This is a genomic window from Acinetobacter sp. HA (assembly GCF_000264725.1).
GTDB lineage: Bacteria > Pseudomonadota > Gammaproteobacteria > Pseudomonadales > Moraxellaceae > Acinetobacter > Acinetobacter schindleri.
In genome coordinates, this window is sequence record NZ_AJXD01000048.1 from 1 (window position 1) to 24,541 (window position 24,541).

Sequence of the window (24,541 nt, forward strand, 5' to 3'; positions counted from 1 at the left end):
TTTTTTTAACACGAATGCAGAAGTTGATGTCTTGTTCAATTAACCATGTAAACCACTGCTCACCGATAAACTCTCTGTCTGCGAACACATTCACAATACGGTCTTTACCAAAAATGGCTATAAAGCGTTGAATCAAAGCAATACGCTCTTTCGTATCTGAATTTCCACGTTTATTAAGCAATGTCCAAAGGATAGGTATCGCTATTCCACGATAAACGATTGCGAGCATCAGGATATTAATATTTCGTTTTCCCCATTTCCAATTGGTTCTATCTAAAGTCAGTTGCACTTGGTCGAATGAAAACATATTGAAAATCAACTGAGAAATTTGACGATAATCAAAATACTGACCTGCAAAGAAGCGCTGCATACGTCGATAAAATGATTGTGGTAAGCACTTGATGGGCAAGGCTTTAGATGCAGAAGAAAGATTACATGTTTGCTTTAAAATAATCACAAGCATGATGAGCGCAAAGCACTTTAAATGTGACTTGTTCCATTTTAGATATTTGTTTAAGATAAGATATAACTCATTGAGATGTGTCATAGTATTCGTCGTTAGAAAACAATTATTATGACATTATTTCAATGAGTTATCTATTTTTGTCGTGTACAGAGCCATTTAATAATTGTCAGACAAATCAAGTCTTAAATTTTATCGAATTTACTAATATGAAAGCGTCAAAACATAACTAAAGGCAAAAGACATGGCTACCACAACTAAAACTACAACATCTAAAAAAAATCTGAATGTCGTTGTCACTGAAACTGCCGAGCAGCTTGAAAAAGCAGCAATAGAGGCGAAAGAGCAGGCAGTGGAAACGCTTGGCGAAAGCAAAGAAAATATTGAAGCTGAAGTAAAAAAACTGAGCAATACTGTGACTGATCAGCTGACCCAGTTTAAACAGGATTTACTACAGCGCATCGATACCCTGAAAGAGCAGTTGTTTGGCTCACAAAAAGAGTTGAATGAACTGACCAGCTTTATCAAAACCGAATTTAATGCGGTCATTGATGATCTATCGAAACTCGGTAAAGAATTAAAAGAAGATGTCACCCAGATTTCAACCAAGCATAAGGATCATCTGGCAGATACCCTAAAACGCTCTAAAGACAGTACGATTGAAGTTTTGAAAAAAGTTAAACCCGTCGTTGTAAAAGGAGAAACCGAAGAAAAAGAAACTGATCTAAAAAGTTAAACAAGCAACAAAACAAAAAAAGCAGCCGAAGGGGAGCATCTATGTTCTCCTTTCGTATTAGACGCAACACTGACTCATAAAACAAAAATAGGGGGTCATGATGCAACATCATCTTATAGCGGCAATATTGCTACTTGCCTTGATCATGGTTTTAAATCTTGAAACCTGGAAAAGCCGTCTAGCCTATCTTGCCATGGTAATACTGAGTTTTAGCTATTTCAGTGTTTTACAGGCCGCAGTTTCCATTATTGCGATTACTATGATTCTGATTTTTTACGCTGCTGTGACAGCAGTACAGAGAAATGCAAGACTACATCACTAATCTACTTACCCTGAACTTCAGGCAAAATAAAAAACGTGAGACCGATGAGCCTCACGTTTTTATATTTTTATCATTTGTGTATTACAGGAGAGTATTTACATCCTAGAACACATGTAACCAGTCACGCTTGTTATGAAAGTCTGCCTGTGGACTGCTGTGCTGCATGGCATAGTATTGATCGCCTTGTGAGGTTTTCAATACAGCAGACAAGCCAAGGAACAGATCAGTCCATTTTAGCTTGTTCAGGGCCATGAAGTCGGTTAGATCCAGGCTGACATTGAGTCCATAATGGGTACGCTTGAGCTGATTCAGGTCGATATCATAAGCCGCTTGTGGCGGCATTTCTTCCGGATAACGGTATTCTTCAAACTGATAGGCTTGCCAGGCCTGAGAAGGAGAGAGATTGATTTCGCGATAAAAATCCTCTTCCTTTACCCCAATAAAAATTTCAAAACACGTCTGTTCCCAGAGGAAGTCCTGACGGGGATGTGCTGCGACCAGTTCTGGCCAAAGCACATACTGGTTCGGATCACGTAGCCAAAAACCCACATTCAATGTGGAGGGACCTTGCTGTTCAATCGCGCCGACCAGCGAGATCGCCTGAAAACGACGATCGAATGCATTCAGTTCGTAACTAGCCATAGATCCTGAACTTAGTTAGACAAGTGCGCAAAGCGAACAAGGTTAGACAGTTTTTGGTTCTGTTTCGGCGCTTTTTTGTAAAGCAACGCGATTTTACCAATGGTTTGTACGATTTCAGCACCTGTTGCTTCAACAATCTCAGTAATGAGAACAGCACGTGCTTCACGATCTTCAGCCACAACTTTCACTTTAATCAGTTCGTGGTCGTTAAGCGCACGCTCAAGTTCTTCGATCACATTTTCAGTCAGGCCTTTGTCACCAAGCATTACCACCGGGTTTAATGCATGTCCGATTTGACGTAAACGTTTACGTTCCTGAATAGATAAAGACGCCATGAGAGATAACCTGATTTTTAAAACGGCTTAGTATAGCAAAAGCAAAAAACAAACGCTTTATATTCTCAGGAAATAATCGGTGCCATCACATAAAAAATCCAACCAACTGTCTTAGATTTAGATACAGATCAATACTGCAAATCATGTGTTTTTCACGTACAATTAATAATTGGAAGTTTTTTTTATTTAGAGAGTTATGGCAACACGCATTACCAACCAGAAGTTATCCAAAAGTAGTCGTGCGTGGATGAGAGAGCATCTCGATGACTTTTATGTGAAGAAAGCGCAAAAAGAAGGTTATCGGGCACGTGCAGCGTATAAACTTCTTGAGATTCAAGAAAAATACGGCATTATCAAACCAGGTATGACGGTTGTCGATCTGGGCGCAGCGCCAGGAAGCTGGTCGCAAATTGCTGGTAAACTGGTCGGTTCTAAAGGTCTGGTGATCGCATCGGATATCCTGGAAATGGATGCACTGCCAGATGTGACCTTCCTGCAAGGTGACTTTCGTGAGCAGGAAGTGTTCGATAAATTGTTAAATATTTTAGATGGACGTACGGTAGACGTTGTAATTTCCGATATGGCCCCCAATACATCAGGTAATAAGGCTGTAGATCAACCGCGTCAGATCTATCTCTGTGAACTGGCCCTGGACTTTGCCAACAAGGTTTTAGGTCCTAAAGGTCAGTTTATTGTTAAAGTCTTCCAGGGCACTGGCTTTGATGAATTCCGTAAGGAAGTTGTTAATAGTTTTAATGTTCTGAAAACGGTAAAACCTGCTGCATCGCGTGCTCGCTCGAAAGAAGTCTTTCTGGTGGGGCAGGGGCGCAAGAAGGCTTCTAAATAAAGTCTACTTGCCAACACGCTAAAAATTGTGCATTTTGTACGTTTTTAATAATTGCAAGTTGAACAAACTTGGAAATTCAGGTCACCCGCGAGGGCATGATCAAATTAGATTGGAAATGGGAATAAAGCTTTGAGCGATCTTTTTAAGAATGCCGTATTGTGGCTCGTGATACTGGGTGTGCTGGTGCTCATCTTCAGCAACGTCAGTGATCGCAATCAGCCGACAACAATGAACTATTCAGAGTTTGTTGCAGCGGTGAATGACGGCCAGATTAAGCAAGTGACAATAGATGGCGAAAGAATTCGTGGTGAGAAATCAAACGGTTCCGAATTTGAAAGTATTCGTCCGGCAGTTCAGGATCCTGAACTGATGCCAAATCTCATCAAGAACAATGTGGTTGTTGAAGGTACTGCACCACAACGCCAAGGCTTGTTGATGCAGTTGCTGATTGCAAGTTTCCCTGTGCTCTTAATCATTTTGTTATTCATGTTCTTTATGCGCAACATGGGTGGCGGTGCAGGCGGCAAGAACGGCCCGATGAGCTTCGGTAAGTCAAAGGCAAAAATGCTGTCTGAAGACCAGATTAAAGTCACCTTTACTGATGTTGCAGGTTGTGATGAAGCAAAACAGGAGGTCGTGGAAATCGTTGACTTCCTGAAAGATCCTGCGAAATTCAAACGTCTGGGTGCCACTATTCCTAAGGGCGTCCTGATGGTGGGTCCTCCGGGTACGGGTAAAACCTTGCTTGCAAAAGCGATTGCAGGTGAAGCGAAAGTTCCATTTTTCAGTATTTCCGGTTCTGACTTCGTAGAAATGTTCGTGGGTGTCGGTGCATCTCGTGTACGTGATATGTTCGAACAGGCGAAACGCCATGCGCCATGTATCATCTTCATCGATGAGATTGATGCTGTTGGTCGTCATCGTGGTTCAGGTACAGGTGGTGGTCACGATGAACGTGAACAGACCCTCAACCAGATGCTGGTTGAAATGGACGGTTTCGAAGGCAATGAAGGGATTATCGTCATCGCGGCAACTAACCGTGCCGATGTACTGGATAAAGCCTTACTTCGTCCCGGTCGTTTTGACCGTCAAGTGATGGTTGGCTTGCCAGACATTAAAGGCCGTGAGCAAATCCTGAATGTTCACTTGAAGAAACTGCCGTCTACAACGGGTGTGGATGTGAAAGTCCTGGCTCGTGGTACTCCTGGTTTCTCTGGTGCGCAGTTGGCAAACCTTGTAAACGAAGCAGCATTATTCGCGGCACGTCGCAACAAGAATACTGTCGACATGCATGACTTTGAAGATGCTAAAGACAAGCTGTATATGGGGCCTGAACGTAAATCGATGGTACTTCGTGAAGAAGAGCGTCGTGCTACGGCTTACCATGAAGCAGGGCACGCAATTGTTGCGGAAATGCTGCCAGGTACTGACCCTGTGCATAAAGTAACGATCATGCCGCGTGGTTGGGCATTAGGTGTAACCTGGCAGTTGCCTGAATTTGACCAGACCAGCCATTACAAAGATAAAATGCTGAATGATATTTCGATCTTGTTCGGTGGTCGTATTGCAGAAGAAGTCTTTATTAACCAGATGTCGACTGGTGCCTCAAATGACTTTGAACGTGCAACCAAAGTTGCGCGTGCGATGGTGACCAAATATGGTATGTCTGACAAGTTAGGCGTAATGGTCTATGAAGATGACTCGCAACAGTCATTTATGGGCAGCATTGGCAGTCGTACGATTTCTGAAGCGACTCAACAGCAGGTTGATGCTGAAGTACGCCGTATCATCGATGAGCAATATAAAGTGGCTCGTGATATTCTGGAAAATAACAAAGATATCGCGCATGCCATGGTGAAAGCGTTAATGGAATGGGAAACAATTGATCGCGAGCAAATCCGAGACATTATGGAAGGTCGTGAGCCTAAGCCACCTAAGGTCTATGTTTCAGATAATCCTGTAATTGATGTAACACCGAAGGATGGGCCGTTGACTCCTCCACCATTACCAGCTAATTAAGCAGAAAATAAAATAACCACCTTCGGGTGGTTTTTTTATGGCAATGATTTGGATTGTTTTGGCGTGATGCTATATTCAGCTATAAAAAACTAATGAGCAAAAATAAAAATGACAATACCTGTTTTGGAATCCCGTATTTATCAGTTACGTTTAGAAGCGCTGACTTGGAAGCATTTTACAGATTTAGAAGGAGCTTGTGCTGAAGGAGATTTGGGCGAAGTGCTTTATAATTCTGTACCTTACTTAAGCGAATTAAAACAATATGTACAGCAAGCTTTGGTTCAACAAGCTCAGGGTACAAGGATGGCTTTTGCTGTGATTGATTTAACATCGGGTCGAGCGATTGGAACCACCAGTTATCATGATATCAAGCCTGAAATTCCACGTGTGGATATTGGTTATACCTGGTATGCACAGCGTTATCAGCGTACCTATGTGAATCGGGTCTGTAAATATCTTCTTTTAAGTCATGCCTTTGAAGAGCTTAATGCTCGGGTAGTAGGCTTTCGTACGGATCATCTGAATCTAAAAAGTCAAAAAGCAATTGAAGCTCTAGGAGCTAAACGGGATGGCATCATTCGATGTCATATGTTGCGTAAAGATGGTCAGACAGTGCGGGATAGCTATATCTATAGTATTTTAAGAAGTGAATGGGTAGAGGTAAAATCACAGTTACAATCTAAGCTTATGCAATACTCAAATAAACCGCAGTTTGAAATTTAATTCTGGCTTGTTTCAGCTTTGCTTTATATCGCTATCCATACGACAATACGCCAGTTATTGGATTTAGGATGAAAACATGCAGCTGATGCCGTTATTACCACGCGTATGGACATTTGAACACTTAACACTGGATCTGTCCCAGCCGCATGTGATGGGAATTCTGAATGTTACACCGGATTCATTTAGTGATGGGGGCAAACATAATTCTCAAGATGCTGCAGTAGCGCGTGCATTAGAAATGATGGCAGAAGGTGCAACAGTTATTGATGTGGGTGGCGAGTCGACCCGTCCGGGTGCATCGGCGGTTGAAGTAAAAGAAGAAATTCGCCGTGTAGTGCCTGTGGTTGAAGAACTGGCCAAGCACAATGTCGTGATTTCAATTGATACTTCCCAGCCAGAAGTGATTAAGGCTGCAGTGAAAGCTGGAGCACATATCTGGAATGATGTTCGTGCACTGACACGACCGAATGCCTTGCTAACTGCTGCTGAGTTGGATATTCCGGTCATTATTATGCATATGCGTGGTGAACCTACTACGATGAATAATCTGGATCAGTATCAAGATGTCACGCTTGATGTCATTGCGGAATTAAAACAGCGCGTGCAGGATGCTTTAGATGCCGGGGTGAAAGCTGAACACATTATGATTGATCCCGGTTTTGGATTTGCCAAAAATGCTGAACAGAACCTGAAACTACTGAATGAATTGTACAAACTAACTCAACTTGGTTATCCAATATTGTCGGCGTTGTCACGTAAACGCTTTATTGGACAGGTGCTGGATGGAGCAGAAGCCGTAGAACGCGCAGTGGGGTCAGTAGCAGCACACTTGCTAAGTATTCAACAAGGTGCCTGCATGGTACGTGTACATGATGTTAAAGCGACAGCAGATGCGATTAAGGTCTGGAAGGCAATGCAAGCCGCGGTTTAATTATTGGCTAGATTGCATGTTAGGCGGCGTGCTGTTTGGCTTTTAAGCGGCAATATGGTATATAGGGCACGCTTAATTTTTAGTTATAGTTTTAGAGTGCCTGTAATGTTTGCAGATTTACTTCTCCCAATGTTCGATGATGAATATTATCCCGATATTCTGGTTGCTGAAGTAAAGCAGCACATCGAACGTTTTGCCAAAAAGGTGACAAAATCTGGTTTATCTAAATATGAGATTTATCAGTTTGCCAATGCGACTGTGGCAGAAATCAATGAAATGAAGCCGCAGTTCGAAGACCTGGATTCCTCTTTAGATGATACCGCAGCAGATTATATTGCTGAAGCCATGATGATGGTGGTGCAGGAACAGGGATACTTCGAAGTTGAAATGGAAGAACTGGTCGCTACCCGCGAATGGTAAAAAAAAGCCCTGTTTTCACAGGGTTTTTTTTAATGATCTAAAAATGCTTCTTTAAAATTTTTATAATGAATTTCATCCAGCAGTTTCTGTTCTTCCTGCATGCAGCGTTGATGTAATTCCAGATAATATTTTTTTAAATCCTTTTGCAGTGGCACAGGTTCCGGCTCTTTGCTTTGCGACTGTTGATAAGACCAGTAAGCCAATTGACGGATGTGCTGCAAACGTACCAGCAGGGTGCTGCGGGTAGAACTTCTAAAGCCGGGCTCAATTAACACCGCTACAAAACTGCTGAAGGCAAGTAGACCCAGGCAAGGTAAAGCAATGAACGCTGAATGAAAATACTGGTAATTGATCAGTGACAGAACAACAATCAGGGTTTGAATATATAAACAGGATTGCAGGCGCTTTGCGTAGCGTACAGAACTGTACTTGGCCTGAAACTGGGCACGCCAGATATAAGGATAGAGCATACTAATAAGTACGATCGTACCTGCACTAATGGCCTGATTCTTTGAATCCATAAAGTCTGGATAAAAAGGCAGGGAAAAGCACAGACCACAAAATGCTGTAATCAGCATCAAAATCCCGATACGCAAATATAAATACGGATCAATGGTTTGATTCAAATATTTATAGCGGCTATAGCTAAGTCTGCAAAAGAATGCATCAGGATGGCGTAACTGTAATCTGGCTAGATCGAAAGAGCGGGGTGCGGACATGAGGAGGCACACTCTATTTATAAATTTCAGGCACAAAAAAACCAGCTCATTGCTGGGTTTCTGCATTTGCACCATTTTAAACTGAATCAAAATGGTGCCCGAGGCCAGACTCGAACTGGCACGCTTTGTGGGCGGGGGATTTTAAATCCCCTGTGTCTACCGATTTCACCACTCGGGCATGCGCGCCATCATAGATGAGCAGCGAGAACTTGGCAAGATGATTTCTTATTATTTGTTTTATTTTCAGGCAATTTAGCCATTAAAATTTAAAAGAAAGCAAAGCTGATGTTATTCAAAGCTTTAAATTTCAATAAATTAATCGATTTACAGCATTTCATCCAGATAACTGTCCACATCAATATGTTTAATGCTTTTACAGTACTGGTGTTCAGATTTGAATAACTGGCTATATAGGTCGGCATAGCGGTTTAGCTGACGCTTGAGTACTTCATATTCAGGACTTTGAGCCGAAGTCATATAGAGTTTTAATCGGGTTCTCAGGCTTTGTTTGTATGCCCAGAAACACACACGACGCAGTTGATGCAGCTGATAATATTCACTGTCCTGACTGTTTTGACGAAACAGATTTTCCTTATAAAAACGCACAAAGCCAAAACTGACACCAAAGAACAGGAGCGCCCACATCACAAACTGACTTTGTAAAAATTGAATATTCAGGGCAGACAGAATGACGATTACAGCAAGCTTGACAGGACTATGTCGTAATAGTTGATAAAGTGAATGCGAAGAATGTCGAATCTGTTTAATGACCAAAGGAACAATCACCATCAAGAATAAAAGAATTGCCAGAATGGCATAGGCTTGTGCCTGAAAGTTACTCAGCTCAGTAAAATTACTCAGGAAAATATCTTTCAGTACGAAACTGATTGGCACAAAAATCATGCTCGCCAATAGCCAGGGAATAAATTCACGACGGTCATCCAGTACACCTCTGGTCTTGATCTGGCTATAAAACAGGTAATTGTGCTTAAAAGCCGCTGGATAGAGCCGCTGAAGTTGCTGAAGCAGCACATTGACTTGTTGGTTTTGCATGTATGAAGTCGGGCAGGAGATGGATGAGTAAGATTACTATAAAGTAAATTGCTGAATTTTTCCGAAAAATTGCAATGCGCAATTAAATCATCTCACTTGCAACAGGATTTTGTCTTTTTGTCCGGGAATTATGCGAAAATAGCCTATTGTAAATATTATTTGTAAGGGCAGTTCATGACTGATCAATCTCCTGAGACTTTAAGCGACATCGAAATTCTGGACCTGTTACAGGCAATGAAAAACGATGAATTAGATACCGAAGCGAAAGAAGCTATTCGTCAGGGTGGTAAAGCGGGTCGTCAGGAAGCGCATAAACAGGCGCTGGTTAGATTGCATCAGTCATTTGAAGAAAAATTTGTTGAAGCAGTGTCTATCGCGCTTCATTTGAATGAAGCTCAGATCAAAAAGATTCGTTACAAGAAAGACCGTATCCGTATTTTAAAGGCGCGTGGTATTGATTACCTGGCGATTGATGGTGCGGAAACTGCATTTGTATTGGCACAGATCGCGCAGGCTATTGTGCGTGAAGATGCAATCGTGACGCATGACCTGCATAATATTTTCCCATTCTGGAAAGAAGGCTGGCCAATGGTGCAGTTCGATAATGCCTATAAAATTCTGGAAGATGATATTCGTATTCACTACCAGGCAGTATTAGATGCATTGATCAGCAAATACTGATTCAAATGAAAAAGCACCTTAGGGTGCTTTTTTAATCTCTATAGATCAGGGCAATCAGCCAGCTGACCGGTAGAATAAACACTCTCCACCAGCTAATAAGTGGCCAGTAAAAATATTCACCCCACGTCAGGGTGGAATCAAAGCCACGTCGTCTGCGTTCATGCGGATAAGGAATTAAAATTACAGTAAAAACCAGCAGGCCAATTCCTGCCAGTATTAAAATCGGATTCTTTTCCTGCATAAAAAAGAAATACAGCAGATAAATTCCGGAATAAAAACTGAGACAGGCCAACAAGGCAGACAGATTCATCCAAGTTCCTTTTTATTATTGATTTTAAAAGAGAAGAATCAGATTAGCCTGATTCTTCCTCAATATTATTTTTATTGGGTTCCAGTAAGCGAGTCACCAGTAACTGGTCAATTTTGAAATGATCGACATCGACAACTTCAAATTTATAACCCGCATGAATCACGATATCAGCCGGACGTGGAATCTTGCGCAGCTTGTACATCATAAAACCAGCCAGCGTTTCATAATTTTCTTCATCTGGCATTTCATCAATGCCTAAGGCATGTTTCATGTCTTCAATTGGCGTACTGCCTTCAATCAGCCATGAATCAGCATCACGTTTAAAGATCTGCTGATCTTCTTCCATTGGTGTTACCCAGTCACCCATTACGGTAATCATGATGTCAGACAGGGTAATCACACCCACGACAAGTGCATATTCGTTAATGACCACTGCAAACTTTTCTTTGCTCGAACGGAAGCGGTCCAGAAGTTCGGATAAGGTCAGAGTGTCCGGAATCATCAACACATTACGAATGGTAGATTCATTCAGCTGATTGATTTTCTGGTTGTTGAGAATACGGACCAGAATGTCTTTGGCATCGACATAGCCAATTACCTGGTCGATATTTTCATTACAGACCAGAAATTTGGAATAAGGATATTGCGCCAGCTTTTGACGAATACTGTCTTCAGCTTCAGTCAGGGTAAAGAACACCACATTTTCACGTGTGGTCATACTGGAAGGAACATTACGTTCTTCAAGTTCAAACACGTTTTCAATAAAGTGGTGTTCCTGCTTTTGTAGTACGCCAGCCTGAGCACCGGCATCCATCACGGCAGAAATATCTGCAAAGGTAATATTGTCATCCCGGATCGTATTGACTTTGAATAACCGGAACAACAGATTGGCAATGGCATTAATTATCCAGGCCAATGGCTTGCAGATTTTAATAAAAATTTGAATCGGGTTGATAACTGCGACTGAAATTTTTTCCGGTGCAATCATTGCCAGGCGTTTTGGCATCAGATCAGCAAACAGAATGAATAATGAAGTCACCAGAGTGAAAGATAAGGCGAAGCTAATGTTCTCGGTCCAAGGACCATCATATATACGCGAGACAAATTCGGCGATATAAGGACGGAAAGCCCCTTCACCCAGAATACCGCCGAGAATGGCGACAGCATTTAAGCCAATTTGGGAGGCAGCAAAGAAGTCTGCTGAGTTTTCCTGTAAATCCAGCACTTTCTGGGCACGGACGTCGCCTGATTCGGCCAAAATTTTAAGTTTGACCTTACGGGCACCTGCGAGTGCGATTTCAGTCAGTGATAAAAAACCAGCCCCCGCGATGAGTATTAAGATAATCACGATGTTTTGAAAGAGGCTCACGTAATCCACCTGTGGATTGATATTATCTTGGAATATTTTTAACACAAAAAAGGACTTGAGGTGTAAAAACAGATCTCAAGTCCTTACAGTATAAGCTTAAAAAATAATAATTTATGCGAAATTCATTTTAATAAGGTGAAAATTGCGAATTATTCTGCATAAATTCACGATTCTCTTCTTCAATCATCTGGCGCGCTACATACAAAATCAGCTGACGCAACCAGCGATGTGCCGGATGATGATGCAGTAATGGACACCATGCCATCTTCAGTTCAAATTCAGGAATATAGAAAGGGGGATCTTTAAGTAGCAAATTATGGTTCTTGGCTTGCAGGCGGGCAATACGCGTTGGTAGCGTTGCTACCAGATCTACATTTGACGCCAAAAGTCCCGGCATCTGATAGTGACGGGTAAATACTGAAATCTTACGTTTTTGCCCAATACGTTCCAGCGCCTGATCAATCCAGCCAAGTCCGGCCTGCTTTTCAGGATTAACCCCGAATCCCACGCCCATGCCGGTTTTAGATACCCAGATATGCTGTGCATCTAAATAGCTTTTCAGGTTCAGGTTACCAGCAGCAGGATGTTTATTATTTAATAGACAAGAAAAGCTGTCACGCCACACCAGTACCTGATGGAAACTTTGCGGAATTTCATTAAACCGGTTAATCGCCAGGTCAACCTTACCTTGTTCCATGTCACGATAAGACACATCACTAGGTGTCAGAAAGTCCAGAACAACATTGGGTGCTTCAGAGCGTAAAGCTTTGACCAGGCGCGGTACCAGTGTCGCTTCAGCATAATCTGAAGTCATGATACGGAACACACGATTTGAGGTATAAGGGCGGAACTCGGTACGGGGTTCCAGAATCATGGACAGATCAGACAGGGCATCGCGAATACGTGGCTGCAGTTCGAGTGCACGTTCAGTCGGTGTCATCCCTTCAGAAGAACGGATCAGGAGGGGATCATTAAATAAATTGCGCAGACGACGCAAAATGTTACTCATGGCAGGCTGGGTCACGCCAAGTTGCTCAGCTGCACGTGTGACATTTTTTTCGCGAAGAAGTACATCAAGATAAATTAATAGATTGAGATCGACCCGCTCCAGATTCATAAAAAAAATACCGAAAATAAAATCATGAAATTATAGTGATTATGCCATAAGTACTGCGGCTTGTGTACGTGACCGATGAAAAAAAAGCCACCGAATTTATAACAGTTTTTATTCATTTTCAAACAAGGGGTGTACATAAATCGAGTCTGGATTCTGTCTGTCAAATTGGTCAATTACAGGATCAAACTGGATGCCTATTTTTAGTTAAAACAGGGCAAGTGAAAATGATTTCAAGACAAGAAATGAGTCAATGATTAATAGTAGATAAATTATGTGAAATATATAGTTTTGCATTAATCCAGTTTATCGGAAATATAAAGGAAGACTGGCAAAAAAGACCAAAAAAGTCAGGTCATCAAGCGAGTCAAGACTTAAGTCTAATGAATATTTTATATTCAAGAAGCTGAAATTTTAGACAAAAATAAATTTTAAAAATTTAAAAATAAACTATTAAATACAATAATTTATATAAAAGTAATCAATATATAATTAGACTTTCATCTACATATTTTTTAAATAAATAGTGATAATTCTTGCAGAATATTGGATTAATTTTTTTATTGCATCTAATCTCTATACATCGCAACGAGCTGACTAAAATCTAAACAAAGTTTTGAGGGTCTGATTTTAGAACAACGTTGCAGAAAAATCCTAATATTATTACAGGAATATATCATGACTACATATCAAACAGCGATTGATGCAATCCGCGAATTAAAAGCGAAATTCGGCAACACTTGGGCAGACATCAGTCCTGAAGATGCTGCGCGTATGCAACTTCAGAACCGTTTCAAAACAGGTTTAGACATTGCAAAATACACAGCAGCAATTATGCGTCGTGATATGGCTGCTTATGATGCTGACTCTAGCAAATACACTCAATCTCTGGGTTGCTGGCACGGTTTCATCGCACAACAAAAAATGATTGCGAACAAAAAATACTTCGGTACAACTGAACGTCGCTACATCTACCTTTCTGGTTGGATGGTTGCAGCACTTCGTTCAGAGTTCGGTCCACTTCCTGACCAATCTATGCACGAAAAAACTTCTGTTCCTGCATTGATTGAAGAAATCTACACATTCTTACGTCAAGCTGACGCGAAAGAATTGAACGACCTGTTCCGTTCACTTAAAAAAGCTCAAGAAGCTGGTGACACTGCTAAAGCTGCTGAAATCACTTCTCAAATCGACAACTTCCAAACTCACGTTGTGCCAATCATTGCGGACATCGACGCTGGTTTCGGTAACGAAGAAGCAACTTACTTACTAGCGAAGAAAATGATCGAAGCGGGTGCTTGTGCACTTCAAATCGAAAACCAGGTGTCTGACGCGAAACAATGTGGTCACCAAGCTGGTAAAGTAACTGTTCCACACGAAGACTTCATCGCGAAAATCCACGCGCTTCGCTATGCATTCCTGGAAATGGGTCTAGACGACGGTATCATCGTTGCACGTACTGACTCTGAAGGCGCTGACTTGACTCAAAAAATCCCAGTGGTTAAAGAGCCAGGTGACATCGCTTCTCAATACATCAGCTACTTAGATACAACTGAAATTGACATTTCAGAAGCGCAAGAAGACGAAATCCTGATCAAACGTGATGGCAAACTTCACCGTCCAAAACGTCTTGCTTCTGGTCTGTACCAGTTCCGCGAAGGCACTCAAATCGACCGCGTTGTACTTGACTGTGTAACTAGCCTTCAAAACGGTGCTGACCTTCTTTGGATCGAAACTGCGACTCCAAACGTAGCTGAAATCGCTCACATGGTTAACCGTGTTAAAGAAGTTGTTCCAAATGCGAAACTTGTTTACAACAACTCTCCATCGTTCAACTGGACTTTAAACTTCCGTCAACAAGCGTACGACCGTTGGGTTGCTGAAGGTAAAGACGTATCTGCATACGACCGCGCTAAACTAATGAGTGCTGAGTACGACAACACTGAATTGGCTGCTGAAGCTGACGAGAAAGTTCGTACATTCCAGGCAGATGCTTCTCGTGAAGCAGGTGTATTCCACCACTTGATCACTCTACCGACTTACCACACAGCTGCGCTTTCTACTCACGAGCTTGCTCAAGGTTACTTCGGTTCTGAAGGTATGTTGGCTTATGTTGCTGGCGTACAACGTAAAGAAATCCGTGGCGGTATCGCTTGTGTGAAACACCAAGCAATGGCGGGTTCTGACATCGGTGACGACCACAAAGAAATCTTCGCTGGTGACAACGCGCTTAAAGCGGGTGACGATGCGAAAAACACAATGAACCAATTCTCTGCATAAGCACTGAACTGATTCAAAGAAGACCCTGCGCAAGCAGGGTTTTTTTATACCTAAAATAAAATGAATAACCCTATAAATTGTTGAAACAGCTAGATGAAAGGAAAAATCTTCATATTTTCTTCATGATTTAATTTTATACATGTTTTTCTGTGATCAAGCCTTGTAATTTCAATGCCACTGCTTGAATATCCCTATAGCTGATTCAGTTGTCCAACTCATCCTAAAATTCATCAAATTCAAAGTGATTCAGACCTATGCTGTCTAAGTTTTTTATTCATCGACCTATTTTTGCAGGCGTGCTGGCCATCGTCGTGATGGCGATCGGATTATTTGCGGTCATGAATTTACCTGTGGAACGTTATCCAGATATTGCGCCACCGCGAGTGACCGTATCGGCAACCTATTCCGGCGCATCGGCAGAAACGGTGGAGGAGAGCGTGACCCAGGTACTGGAACAGCAGATTAAAGGCATTGATCACTTGCTGTATTTCAGTTCTAGCAGCGATTCCTCCGGGCGTAGCCGGATCAATATCAGCTTTGAAAACGGGACTGATCCAGACACGGCTCAGGTACAGGTACAAAATGCGATTAATGGGGTGCTGAACCGCTTGCCTGAAGATGTACAACGGCAGGGTGTGAATGTGTTCAAGTCGCTGGGCGATACGCATATGGTGATCAGCCTGTATGACGAATCCGGGCGCAGTGACAATATTGCCTTGTCGGACTACCTGATGACACATCTGGAACAGGACATTTCCCGGATTGAAGGCATTGGTGAGGTGGATGTTTTTGGCTCGCAATATGCCATGCGGATCTGGCTGAATCCACTCAAGCTGAAACAGTATAACCTGATGCCTAGCGATGTGCGTGCTGCGATTGAATCACAGAATACCCAGGTCGCAGCCGGTGCTGTGGGCGATCTGCCTACGGTCGAGGATCAGTATCTGAATGCCAAGGTAACTTCGGGCACGCGACTCAGAACAGTAGAAGAATTTGAAAATATCATTGTAAAGTCTGCCCGGGATGGCAGCTTTATCTATTTAAAAGATGTGGCACGTGTTGAACTCGGTGCAGAAAATTATCAATCCTATAGTACCAATAATGGTTATGCATCCGCAGGTCTGGCGATCTCGCTGGCTTCCGGTGCCAATGCCATCGCGACCTCAGAACGAATCAAGGCGGAAATTGCCCGTCTGTCTAATCAGTTGCCGGAAGGCTATAAGATTGCTTATCCACGGGATAACACGCCATTCGTTCAGGAATCCATTAAGGAAGTCCTTAAAACACTGGTTGAAGCCATCATCCTGGTGATTGTGGTGATGTTTATCTTCCTGCAAAACTGGCGCGCTACCCTGATTCCAGCAGTCACTGTACCAGTGGTTTTACTCGGTACTATGGCAATCCTGTATGCTCTTGGGTTCAGTATCAATACCCTGACTTTATTTGCCCTGGTTCTGGCAATCGGTCTGCTGGTGGATGATGCTATTGTCGTGGTGGAAAACGTTGAACGTCTAATGCATGAGAAGCAGTTGACCGCCAAGGAAGCAGCACTAGAATCCATGCAGGAAATCAGTGGGGCTCTGGTCGGTATTACTTTGGTATTGACGGCAGTATTTATTCCCATGGCGTTCTTTGGTGGTTCTACCGGGGTTATTTATCGTCAGTTTTCCATTACGCTGGTTGCTGCCATGTCATTGTCACTGATGGTGGCCCTGATTCTGACACCAGCCCTGTGTGCGCTGATTCTCAAACCAAATCCGAATCCGGCACGTTGGGCGCAATGGTTTAACCATAAACTGGAAAGTGTTAAGCAGCGTTATCTGAAACTTTCTAATGTCACCCTACAACATAAGGCCATCTGTTTAATTTTATTTGCCGGTTTGGTTGCTGTATTTGGTCTGTTCTATAAGGCTTTGCCAACCAGCTTTCTGCCAAGTGAAGATCAGGGAACGCTTAGCATTCAGGTGCGCCTGCAAGAAGGTGCGCCGCTAAAGAATACGGTGGCCACCGGAGAAAAGATTCGTGAATATTTCCTGGAACAGGAAAAAGACAATATCAATCTGGTGATGATGCGTTATGGCCGTAACTTCTCGGGTACCGGTCAGAACCTGGCAACCGGTTTTGTGGCACTGAAACACTGGGATGATCGTCCTGGCGAGGAAAATACTGCGCAAGCTATTCGTGAACGTGCCTTAAAACATTTCCGTGGTTTTAAGGATGCACAGGTCAATATCAATATGCCAGCTTCAGTCAGCGGCCTGGGACAAACCGATGGACTGGAATTCTGGATTCGGGATATAGAGGGAAATGGCCGTCAATATCTGGAACAGCAATTTAAAGAACTGGAAGAAAAAACCAAGCAATATTTAACGTTTGAAAATCTGGGTAAGCGCTCCAATCCGGAGAAGGCTGAATTGAAGGTTAATATTGATCAGAAACAGGCCATGGCCAATGGCCTGACCCAATCCGCGATCAACAGTACACTTTCTGCTGCCTGGGGGGGGAACTATGTCAATGACTTCATCGACCGAGGCCGGATTAAACGGGTAATGATGCAGGGTGATGCAGAATTCCGTTCCAAACCTGAAGATCTGGCGATGTGGCATGTGCGCAATGACCAGAATCAGATGGTGCCGTTCAGTAATTTTGCGACGGTAGACTGGAGCGGTGGTCCGGAAGTGGTAAATCGTTTTATGGGTTATACCGCTTTGCAGATGGAAGCGGATGTCACTAAAGATACCAGTACCGGTGAAGCGATGCGGGATGTAGAAGCATTAGTAGCCGATCAAAAAGGTATTGATGTGACCTGGAGTGGATTGTCCTTCGAAGAAAAACAATCCAGCAATCAGGCCATCTGGCTCTATGCGATTTCGATTGGCTTTATCTTCCTGTGTCTGGCTGCACTCTATGAAAGCTGGAGTATTCCAACTGCGGTAATGTCAGCAATTCCGCTGGGTATTGGTGGGAATATCATTTTCAGTTATTTCGCAGGCTTTCCAAATGATATCTATTTCCAGATAGCCTTACTGACCACGATTGGTTTGTCCTGTAAGAACGCCATTCTGATTGTGGAATTTGCTGCCTTGGCAGAGCAGCATGGCAAATCCGTTGTCGCGGCAGCGCTGGAAGGTGCAAGCTTGCGTCTACGTCCAATTTTAATGACGTCGTTGGCCTTTGGTGCCGGGATTCTGCCACTGGTTTTTGCCTTTGGTGCCGGGGCGGTCAGCCGTCAGGAAATCGGGGTTAGTGTTCTGGGTGGGGTAATCTTTGGAACTGTGTTGGTGCTGATCTTTATTCCATTTATGTATGTGATGATCCGTAGCCTGTTTCAGAAGAAAAAGCAGGCACTGAATTAAGATGCCTGTCATCTACCTTCAGCTATAAAGATCAATGAAGTAACACCATGCTTCACTCAGCTGAGGCATAGTGAATGAAACTAGAATATAAAAATATATGATAACAAGAGGGCAGCAGCGCGCAGATGGATCAGCAAGTTGAACAGGTACGGGAATTATTAAAATTGCATCAGACAGGTGCAGGCCAGCAGCTGGCACAATTGAATATCGCCGATCAGGCAAGGCTATTAGCCGAGCTGAAACCAGCTGAACGGCAGCATCACTTTGAGCAGCTGCAACGCCCGGTAGAAGTCTTTGAATACTTGCCTCTGCATCAGCAGCTTCAGCTTACGGCATCATTATCTCTCGAAGAACTGGTGACCTTACTGGATGCAATGCATTCGGATGACTTTATTGACCTGTATAAACAGCTGCCTCTTTCGGTACAGCAGCAATTGCTGGGCAAGCTTTCAGCACAGTCATGTCAGGTACTAAAAGTACTCCATGCCTATCCGGAGGAAACTGCCGGTGCATTGATGAGTTCGGATTATTTGACGCTGCCTCCTGAACTCAGCATGAACGAGGCAATTGAAACGCTACGTGATATTGCTGGAAATCATGACACGCTGTATCTGATCTATATTGTAGATGCACAGCAACATCTGCTGGGGGTAATTTCATTACGTCAGATTATTCAGGCACTGCCTACCGCGACTATTGCCGAGGTTATGACGAAAGAAGTGATTTATGGCACGGTGGATGAAGATCAGGAAAAGATTGCACGCACACTGGCTTATTACGACTTTATTGCCTTGCCGATTGTTGATACTTCCAAAAAACTGGTCGGGATTGTGACTTATGACGATGCCATGGATATTGCCGAGGCCGAGAGTACGGAGGATTTCCAAAAAGCAGGTGCGGTATCACCGCTAGATCAACACAGTATCAAAACTGTGCCGATTTTATCGCTGTATAAAAAACGGGTATTCTGGCTGGTACTGCTGGTGTTTGGCAGTTTGCTGTCCAGCTTTGGTATTGCCAAATATGAGGACGTCATTGCGGAACATATCGTATTGGTATTTTTCCTGCCGCTGCTGGTGGGAAGTGGCGGGAATGCGGGTTCTCAGTCTGCTACATTGATGGTTCGGGCATTGGCAACTGGTGATGTACAGTTTTCAGACTGGTTCCGTCTGGTTGGACGGGAGTCTCTGGTGGCGCTGTGTCTTGGTCTAACTATGGCCTGTGCAGTGTCGATTCTGGGTTATATCCGGGGCGATCTGATGGTTGCCGTAGTACTTGCCATCAGTATGACTGGGATTGTTTTGCTTGGTTGTCTGATCGGCATGAGTCTGCCATTTGTCTTGAATAAGCTAAAACTCGATCCTGCCAGTGCTTCAGCACCACTGGTGACATCGATCTGCGATGCCAGTGGGGTGGTGGTGTATTTGTTCGTGGCATCCAGACTTTTGTTTTAAGTTAATAAAATTACGCTATATTTTTAATATCTAATTAGGTTAGGCTGAATCATTACACAATGATAAACGGGTTGTTCCGATGATTGAGACAGACAACAGCAACTCACCAAAACTGACACAACAGGAAGTCATTCGCCTGGAACGGGATTTGGCCAAGTTTGCCAATATGATGGACTCCGTAGTCCGGATTCCGTTTACCAAGCAGGGTGTTGGTGCTGATGCTGCACTCAGTACCGTACCTGTGGCGGGAGATCTGGCTGGTTTTGCCTTGACCTGTTATGCCATTTATAAGGCACGTCAGATCGGCGTGCCACAGTCCAAACTGAATCCGGTCATTAAATTGGCAACCATGGACGCCGTGGTCGGTTTTATTCCCGTGGCTGGGACCATCTTCGACATTTTTATCCGTCCTAGCCGTAAGGCCTTGGATATCGTGCATGATCATATCCGTGAGGAATACCAGATCCAAACGGATCGGCATGTGGTACATCCTTTTCTGCATGAAAAACTGGAACAGAAACAGCAGCAGTCTGCATTCTGGCGCAATCCAGTAGTTGCCTGGATCTGGATTCATATTCCGGATATTCTGGGTACCATCTTCCTGATTCTGTTTGTACTGGCAATTGGCTGGGGCGGGATGGCCCTGTATCAATGGATCAGTCAAGCTACTTAAACATAAAACTATAAATAAAAGAAAAGCCTCCGTCAGGAGGCTTTTCGGTATAGCGTTGTGCTCAGTAGATTAAGGACAATCAAGCTGATGCAAAGCGGCTACACGTTGTTCAATCGTTGGATGTGTCTGGAACAATGCAGCTAAGCTGAAACCTTGTTCTTGACCTGCTGAAATTGCAAAGGCTTTCATTTCTTTCGGCATGGCATCTGGCATTTCAGATTCGGCCTGTAAGCGTAATAGCGCAGAAATCATGGCCTGTTTACCTGCTAAACGTGCACCGGCTTCATCGGCACGGTATTCACGATGACGTGAGAACCACATCACAATAGCGGATGCCAGGATACCAAATACGATATCAAGCACAATGGTAATCACGAAGAAAGCAATTCCTGGTGCTTCACCATCTTCACGGCCAAATACGTTACGGTCGATAAAATCACCAGCAACCCGGGCAAAGAACATGACGAAGGCGTTAACCACACCCTGAATCAGAGCAAGTGTTACCATGTCACCATTGGCAACGTGACCAATTTCATGGGCAAGTACTGCACGTAACTCATCTTTGTTCATGCGTTCTAGCAAGCCTGTAGAAACAGACACCAGTGCATCGTTTTTGTTCCAGCCGGTCGCGAAAGCGTTTGACTGGTAAGATGGGAAAATACCCACTTCTGGCATTTTAATACCAGCGCGCTGAGATAGCTGTGCTACTTCCTGTAATAACCATGCTTCTGCCTGGTTACGAGGAGCATTCGGATCAATCAGTTCAGTACCAGTAGTCTTCTTCGCCATCCATTTAGACATGAATAGTGAGATTAAAGAACCCACCATACCGAACACAAAACAGATCACTAGCAGGTTGCCTAGATTCAAGCCACCCGCGCCATGGTAACTACCGACACCGAAGAGTGACAAGATAATGCCAGCTACAACCAGTACCGCGAGGTTGGTTAGCAAAAACAAACCAATCCGCATCATTGAGAAATCCTCTTATTATAGAAAAATAATCTGATTAGCAAATTACAATCATTACCCTCAATATGAGGTGAAATGACTCAAATTTCAAGAAAAAAAATAGTAAATTACCCAGAATTTACCTCATCACCATGATCAACCAAAACTTAGGATGAATGATGAAGAGGAAGGGCTTAATCGTTGATATATATTCTGGCGGATGCAGTGGCATGTGCGGTGGCATAAGAACCGGCAGGCGCATCAGTGAAGCTGCCATCTGCATTGGCAATGATCTGACGCTGATAATTGCTGGCTTTAATGGTAGGCGCTGCCGACGTTTTATAATTGGCAGAGCTGGCCAGAATCTTGGCGGTTTCAACCGGTGCCGCAGCGGCGGTCAGATTAACACCACTGGAATATAGATTGTGATACCGGCTGGTCACACGGCGTACATAGTCTTGCGTCTCGCGGAAGGGCGGGATACCGCCATATTTGCTGACATTGCCTTCACCAGCGTTATAACCTGCCAGTGCTAAAGCGGTATTGCCATTAAAACGTTTCATTAGCCAGGCCAGATATTTGGCACCTGCCATAATATTCTGATGCGGATCATAAGCATTAGATACATTAAAGCGGCGTGCGGTAGCAGGCATGAGCTGCATTAGTCCCTGAGCACCGACTGGAGAACGGGCATGGACATTAAAGCCAGATTCAGTATGCATCACAGCCTTGATCAGACCTTCAGAAATACCGTGCTTTTGTGCAGCCTCACGGATAATTGAATCAAAGGCATTTTTGTTTTTGCTATAGCTCGGCAATACCGAAGCCTCACTTGAGCCCCAGTTGCTATAGCTATGAATGTTACTGTCCGGGTAATAGGTCTTTTTTTCTACTTTTAGATTACTGTAGCGACCTTTATTATTCGTCAGCAGGGTAACACCATTGCTATCTTTCATTTGATAGATCGTCTGACCTGCATGCGAAAAAGCAGCAGTTCCCATCAAAATATAAAGACAACTTAGTACAGAAGTCCCCTTAAACCACAAATTTTTATTCATTGTAAGTATATGTATTGAACATTTGTCCCCAAAACTTACTACAGAGTTTAACAAAATTTACTGTAATGAAAAGTGATGAGCGACGCATTTATAAACAAGTTTGTAAATGCAAGTCCCTAATGTTGAAGAACTAACCAAAAAAAATATTTATTTTTTTTTAATATGGCTTTCTTGACACACTTAAATAATTGATTCTAAATATAAAATAAATTGGTTAAAAAATGATCAATTTAAATAGAACCCTTATTTTTGGGGCCGATAAAGCTGTCAAGTCGTTTTAAATCCACAAAGTTATCCACAGGTTTTGTGGAAAACTGTGGAAAAGTTCAAAACATAAGCATCCTGGATAAAAAATGAACTGTTTCGTTCAATTTATCAATCTAAATAAAACATGAAGTTTAGAGTATTACTTCAATAACAGGAAAATAAATTCTTTTGATGCGAGAAGCACCCGAATCGGATAAAATTGCGCGGTATTTTTATTTATGGGTTATTCTCGTCTATGTACTCGCCAGTTGAATCCGAGCAAGGATTTAATTTCAAACCAGAATTGCCAACAAGCTCTGCCTATTACCGTTTGTTGAAAAAGCTTCGCCGTCAGGTCGGACACGCTATTCGTGACTTTAAAATGATCGAAGATGGCGACAAGGTCATGGTGTGTATTTCTGGTGGTAAAGACAGCTATACCTTGTTAGATATCATGCTGCAGTTCAAGCGTATCGCACCTATCAACTTTGATGTAGTTGCAGTAAACCTGGACCAGAAACAGCCGGGCTTCCCTGAAGATGTATTACCACGTTATCTTGAAGAAAATAACATTCCGTATTACATCCTGGAAAAAGACACTTACAGCATTACCAAGAAACTGACGCCTGAAGGCAAGACTTACTGTGCCGTATGTTCTCGTCTGCGCCGTGGCTCGCTGTATGGTTTCGCGCAAGAAATTGGTGCGACCAAAGTTGCGCTCGGTCATCACCGTGATGACATCTTGGCAACGTTCTTCCTGAACCTGTTCCATGGCGGCAGCTTAAAAGCGATGCCACCAAAACTGTTGTCTTCAGACAAGAAGAACATCCTGATCCGTCCACTGGCTTATGTGGAAGAGAAGGACATCATCAAATATGCCGAGATGCGTCAGTTCCCGATCATTCCATGTAACCTGTGTGGTTCTCAGGAAAACCTGCAACGTGCCATTATTAATGACATGCTGCGTGACTGGGATAAAGCTCATCCGAAACGTCTGCACAGCATTTTCGGTGCACTGCAAAATGTTTCACCGTCACAACTGGCTGACCGTGAACTGTTTGACTTCGAGGCACTCGACAGCCAACGTGAATTCGACTTTAAAGATTCTTGCTCAACTGAAGAAGCAGTAGAAGGCGAAAGCAAGCGAATTAATATGGTCAACCTCGGTTTTGCTGCAGATTAAGACCTTTTTGACGGGTATTCATTCAAGTTGAGTGCCCGTCAAGCCTTATCAATCAAGACTACGTACATAAAAACAGAAAGATAATGACAAAAATTGAACGCTGCGTACAAAATTCGTTAGCCATTCGACAAATGATCATGTTATAACAATCTGCAAGCGCAATAGCGTCAACAATGATGTTGTCTGGATAGACGACACACACGAACTAATAAATTGAGGAAAGATCATGCCTGCTTTTTTAACTGATGATTGGTTTTCAACTGTAGAAACTCTGACTGCTCAAGCAGGTGACCTAAACCTGGCGCCAGCGCTTGCGAATCTTGCAATCAACCTGGTGGTTGCGGACGCTACAGGTAATACTGAATTATCTTTAGATGGTGGAGCGATCAAAAAAGGTCTGTCTTCAAATGCGAAGACTACGCTGAACATGGATGCAGAAACTCTGCGTAAAGTATTCCTTGAGTTTGACATGGCTGCTGCAATGCAAGCATTCATGACCGGTAAGATCAAGGTTCAGGGGGATATGTCTCAGCTGATGGCATTGCAAACTGCAAAACCAAGCCAAGAGCAAAAAGATCTGTTCAAGAAAGTGCTTGAGCAAACAACCTGATCAGTCCTATCTGCATAAAAAAAGCTTACCCAAGGGTAAGCTTTTT

Annotated in this window: 23 protein-coding genes, 1 tRNA gene and 1 pseudogene; 14 read left to right on the forward strand and 11 right to left on the reverse strand. The window is 43.2% G+C overall.

Features of this window, described 5'->3' with window-relative positions:
• A pseudogene (locus HADU_RS09480) lies at positions 1 to 547 on the reverse strand (IS4-like element ISAba1 family transposase); the annotation flags it as partial.
• 160 nt (positions 548 to 707) lie between these two features.
• Between HADU_RS09480 and HADU_RS09485 the strand changes: the two are divergent.
• Both HADU_RS09485 and HADU_RS09490 read left to right on the forward strand, forming a co-directional pair.
• Positions 708 to 1,199 carry a hypothetical protein gene (locus HADU_RS09485; protein WP_004814935.1) on the forward strand — a complete coding sequence of 164 codons (492 nt, stop codon included), beginning with the start codon at positions 708 to 710 and terminating at the stop codon, positions 1,197 to 1,199.
• Between the two features lie 100 nt (positions 1,200 to 1,299).
• Positions 1,300 to 1,521: a hypothetical protein gene (locus HADU_RS09490; protein ID WP_004892004.1), complete on the forward strand. Its 222-nt coding sequence runs from the start codon at positions 1,300 to 1,302 to the stop codon at positions 1,519 to 1,521.
• Positions 1,522 to 1,623: 102 nt separating this feature from the next.
• On the opposite strand, the gene HADU_RS09495 is transcribed toward HADU_RS09490, so the two are convergent.
• Together HADU_RS09495 and yhbY are read right to left on the reverse strand one after the other, a co-directional pair.
• Complete coding sequence (locus HADU_RS09495) at positions 1,624 to 2,163, reverse strand: DOMON-like domain-containing protein (RefSeq protein WP_008305680.1); 540 nt, start codon at positions 2,161 to 2,163, stop codon at positions 1,624 to 1,626.
• Positions 2,164 to 2,174: 11 nt separating this feature from the next.
• On the reverse strand, positions 2,175 to 2,498 hold the full coding sequence (gene yhbY, locus HADU_RS09500) for a ribosome assembly RNA-binding protein YhbY (protein ID WP_004814942.1): 324 nt from the start codon (positions 2,496 to 2,498) through the stop codon (positions 2,175 to 2,177).
• A 196-nt stretch (positions 2,499 to 2,694) separates the two neighbouring features.
• Between yhbY and rlmE the strand changes: the two genes are divergently transcribed.
• From rlmE to HADU_RS09525, 5 genes are all read left to right on the forward strand, one after another.
• Positions 2,695 to 3,345, forward strand: coding sequence for a 23S rRNA (uridine(2552)-2'-O)-methyltransferase RlmE (rlmE, locus tag HADU_RS09505; RefSeq protein ID WP_005222886.1), 651 nt, complete (start codon positions 2,695 to 2,697; stop codon positions 3,343 to 3,345).
• Between the two features lie 129 nt (positions 3,346 to 3,474).
• On the forward strand, positions 3,475 to 5,364 hold the full coding sequence (gene ftsH / locus HADU_RS09510) for an ATP-dependent zinc metalloprotease FtsH (RefSeq protein ID WP_004814946.1): 1,890 nt from the start codon (positions 3,475 to 3,477) through the stop codon (positions 5,362 to 5,364).
• Positions 5,365 to 5,472: 108 nt separating this feature from the next.
• A complete protein-coding gene (locus HADU_RS09515; RefSeq protein ID WP_005222883.1) occupies positions 5,473 to 6,087 on the forward strand; it encodes a GNAT family N-acetyltransferase in 615 nt (204 codons plus the stop codon).
• Between the two features lie 76 nt (positions 6,088 to 6,163).
• A complete protein-coding gene (gene folP, locus HADU_RS09520) occupies positions 6,164 to 7,018 on the forward strand; it encodes a dihydropteroate synthase (protein ID WP_004814950.1) in 855 nt (284 codons plus the stop codon).
• A gap of 105 nt (positions 7,019 to 7,123) precedes the next feature.
• Positions 7,124 to 7,438: a DUF5713 family protein gene (locus HADU_RS09525; protein WP_004814952.1), complete on the forward strand. Its 315-nt coding sequence runs from the start codon at positions 7,124 to 7,126 to the stop codon at positions 7,436 to 7,438.
• A 29-nt stretch (positions 7,439 to 7,467) separates the two neighbouring features.
• Here the strand turns inward: HADU_RS09525 and HADU_RS09530 are convergent, their stop codons facing one another.
• From HADU_RS09530 to HADU_RS09540, 3 genes are all read right to left on the reverse strand, one after another.
• Entirely contained in the window at positions 7,468 to 8,157 is a 690-nt protein-coding gene (locus tag HADU_RS09530) for a hypothetical protein (RefSeq protein WP_005222879.1), read from the reverse strand.
• A 92-nt stretch (positions 8,158 to 8,249) separates the two neighbouring features.
• A tRNA-Leu gene (locus HADU_RS09535) sits at positions 8,250 to 8,335 on the reverse strand.
• A gap of 146 nt (positions 8,336 to 8,481) precedes the next feature.
• Positions 8,482 to 9,210: a hypothetical protein gene (locus HADU_RS09540; protein WP_004814955.1), complete on the reverse strand. Its 729-nt coding sequence runs from the start codon at positions 9,208 to 9,210 to the stop codon at positions 8,482 to 8,484.
• Between the two features lie 174 nt (positions 9,211 to 9,384).
• Here HADU_RS09540 and HADU_RS09545 point away from each other — a divergent pair, with 174 nt between their 5' ends.
• Entirely contained in the window at positions 9,385 to 9,891 is a 507-nt protein-coding gene (locus HADU_RS09545) for a hypothetical protein (protein ID WP_005222876.1), read from the forward strand.
• Positions 9,892 to 9,922: 31 nt separating this feature from the next.
• Here HADU_RS09545 and HADU_RS09550 read toward each other — a convergent pair whose 3' ends face one another.
• From HADU_RS09550 to HADU_RS09560, 3 genes are all read right to left on the reverse strand, one after another.
• On the reverse strand, positions 9,923 to 10,201 hold the full coding sequence (locus HADU_RS09550) for a hypothetical protein (RefSeq protein ID WP_005222873.1): 279 nt from the start codon (positions 10,199 to 10,201) through the stop codon (positions 9,923 to 9,925).
• 43 nt (positions 10,202 to 10,244) lie between these two features.
• On the reverse strand, positions 10,245 to 11,570 hold the full coding sequence (locus tag HADU_RS09555) for a hemolysin family protein (RefSeq protein WP_004892036.1): 1,326 nt from the start codon (positions 11,568 to 11,570) through the stop codon (positions 10,245 to 10,247).
• Positions 11,571 to 11,697: 127 nt separating this feature from the next.
• Positions 11,698 to 12,687: a LysR family transcriptional regulator gene (locus HADU_RS09560; protein WP_004814962.1), complete on the reverse strand. Its 990-nt coding sequence runs from the start codon at positions 12,685 to 12,687 to the stop codon at positions 11,698 to 11,700.
• 675 nt (positions 12,688 to 13,362) lie between these two features.
• Here HADU_RS09560 and HADU_RS09565 point away from each other — a divergent pair.
• From HADU_RS09565 to HADU_RS09580, 4 genes are all read left to right on the forward strand, one after another.
• Complete coding sequence (locus HADU_RS09565) at positions 13,363 to 14,964, forward strand: isocitrate lyase (protein WP_004814964.1); 1,602 nt, start codon at positions 13,363 to 13,365, stop codon at positions 14,962 to 14,964.
• 254 nt (positions 14,965 to 15,218) lie between these two features.
• The gene (locus HADU_RS09570) at positions 15,219 to 18,320 is read left to right on the forward strand and encodes a multidrug efflux RND transporter permease subunit (protein WP_008305691.1); all 3,102 of its coding nucleotides are present in this window, start codon (positions 15,219 to 15,221) and stop codon (positions 18,318 to 18,320) included.
• Between the two features lie 125 nt (positions 18,321 to 18,445).
• Positions 18,446 to 19,774, forward strand: a complete 1,329-nt coding sequence (mgtE, locus tag HADU_RS09575; RefSeq protein WP_008305694.1) for a magnesium transporter — start codon at positions 18,446 to 18,448, stop codon at positions 19,772 to 19,774.
• Between the two features lie 79 nt (positions 19,775 to 19,853).
• Positions 19,854 to 20,447, forward strand: a complete 594-nt coding sequence (locus tag HADU_RS09580; RefSeq protein WP_008305697.1) for a DUF4112 domain-containing protein — start codon at positions 19,854 to 19,856, stop codon at positions 20,445 to 20,447.
• Between the two features lie 69 nt (positions 20,448 to 20,516).
• On the opposite strand, the gene htpX is transcribed toward HADU_RS09580, so the two are convergent.
• Both htpX and HADU_RS09590 read right to left on the reverse strand, forming a co-directional pair.
• Positions 20,517 to 21,422 (reverse strand): protease HtpX, encoded by a 906-nt coding sequence (gene htpX / locus HADU_RS09585; protein WP_004814968.1) that lies wholly within the window; start codon positions 21,420 to 21,422, stop codon positions 20,517 to 20,519.
• 170 nt (positions 21,423 to 21,592) lie between these two features.
• Entirely contained in the window at positions 21,593 to 22,399 is an 807-nt protein-coding gene (locus HADU_RS09590) for a lytic transglycosylase domain-containing protein (RefSeq protein ID WP_008305700.1), read from the reverse strand.
• Positions 22,400 to 22,958: 559 nt separating this feature from the next.
• On the opposite strand from HADU_RS09590, the gene ttcA reads away from it, so the two are divergent.
• Together ttcA and HADU_RS09600 are read left to right on the forward strand one after the other, a co-directional pair.
• Positions 22,959 to 23,885 carry a tRNA 2-thiocytidine(32) synthetase TtcA gene (gene ttcA, locus HADU_RS09595; protein WP_004814970.1) on the forward strand — a complete coding sequence of 309 codons (927 nt, stop codon included), beginning with the start codon at positions 22,959 to 22,961 and terminating at the stop codon, positions 23,883 to 23,885.
• Between the two features lie 226 nt (positions 23,886 to 24,111).
• Complete coding sequence (locus tag HADU_RS09600; protein ID WP_004814972.1) at positions 24,112 to 24,495, forward strand: SCP2 sterol-binding domain-containing protein; 384 nt, start codon at positions 24,112 to 24,114, stop codon at positions 24,493 to 24,495.
• Positions 24,496 to 24,541: the final 46 nt, after the last annotated feature.

Excerpts from the sequence above, each read along its gene's own strand:
- HADU_RS09485 (WP_004814935.1), top strand. The coding sequence starts at position 708 with ATGGCTACCACAACTAAAACTACAACATCTAAAAAAAATCTGAATGTC.
- HADU_RS09490 (WP_004892004.1), top strand. The coding sequence starts at position 1,300 with ATGCAACATCATCTTATAGCGGCAATATTGCTACTTGCCTTGATCATG.
- HADU_RS09495 (WP_008305680.1), bottom strand. The coding sequence starts at position 2,163 with ATGGCTAGTTACGAACTGAATGCATTCGATCGTCGTTTTCAGGCGATC.
- yhbY (WP_004814942.1), bottom strand. The coding sequence starts at position 2,498 with ATGGCGTCTTTATCTATTCAGGAACGTAAACGTTTACGTCAAATCGGA.
- rlmE (WP_005222886.1), top strand. The coding sequence starts at position 2,695 with ATGGCAACACGCATTACCAACCAGAAGTTATCCAAAAGTAGTCGTGCG.
- HADU_RS09515 (WP_005222883.1), top strand. The coding sequence starts at position 5,473 with ATGACAATACCTGTTTTGGAATCCCGTATTTATCAGTTACGTTTAGAA.
- folP (WP_004814950.1), top strand. The coding sequence starts at position 6,164 with ATGCAGCTGATGCCGTTATTACCACGCGTATGGACATTTGAACACTTA.
- HADU_RS09525 (WP_004814952.1), top strand. The coding sequence starts at position 7,124 with ATGTTTGCAGATTTACTTCTCCCAATGTTCGATGATGAATATTATCCC.
- HADU_RS09530 (WP_005222879.1), bottom strand. The coding sequence starts at position 8,157 with ATGTCCGCACCCCGCTCTTTCGATCTAGCCAGATTACAGTTACGCCAT.
- HADU_RS09540 (WP_004814955.1), bottom strand. The coding sequence starts at position 9,210 with ATGCAAAACCAACAAGTCAATGTGCTGCTTCAGCAACTTCAGCGGCTC.
- HADU_RS09545 (WP_005222876.1), top strand. The coding sequence starts at position 9,385 with ATGACTGATCAATCTCCTGAGACTTTAAGCGACATCGAAATTCTGGAC.
- HADU_RS09550 (WP_005222873.1), bottom strand. The coding sequence starts at position 10,201 with ATGAATCTGTCTGCCTTGTTGGCCTGTCTCAGTTTTTATTCCGGAATT.
- HADU_RS09560 (WP_004814962.1), bottom strand. The coding sequence starts at position 12,687 with ATGAATCTGGAGCGGGTCGATCTCAATCTATTAATTTATCTTGATGTA.
- HADU_RS09565 (WP_004814964.1), top strand. The coding sequence starts at position 13,363 with ATGACTACATATCAAACAGCGATTGATGCAATCCGCGAATTAAAAGCG.
- HADU_RS09570 (WP_008305691.1), top strand. The coding sequence starts at position 15,219 with ATGCTGTCTAAGTTTTTTATTCATCGACCTATTTTTGCAGGCGTGCTG.
- mgtE (WP_008305694.1), top strand. The coding sequence starts at position 18,446 with ATGGATCAGCAAGTTGAACAGGTACGGGAATTATTAAAATTGCATCAG.
- HADU_RS09580 (WP_008305697.1), top strand. The coding sequence starts at position 19,854 with ATGATTGAGACAGACAACAGCAACTCACCAAAACTGACACAACAGGAA.
- htpX (WP_004814968.1), bottom strand. The coding sequence starts at position 21,422 with ATGATGCGGATTGGTTTGTTTTTGCTAACCAACCTCGCGGTACTGGTT.
- HADU_RS09590 (WP_008305700.1), bottom strand. The coding sequence starts at position 22,399 with ATGGGAACTGCTGCTTTTTCGCATGCAGGTCAGACGATCTATCAAATG.
- ttcA (WP_004814970.1), top strand. The coding sequence starts at position 22,959 with ATGTACTCGCCAGTTGAATCCGAGCAAGGATTTAATTTCAAACCAGAA.
- HADU_RS09600 (WP_004814972.1), top strand. The coding sequence starts at position 24,112 with ATGCCTGCTTTTTTAACTGATGATTGGTTTTCAACTGTAGAAACTCTG.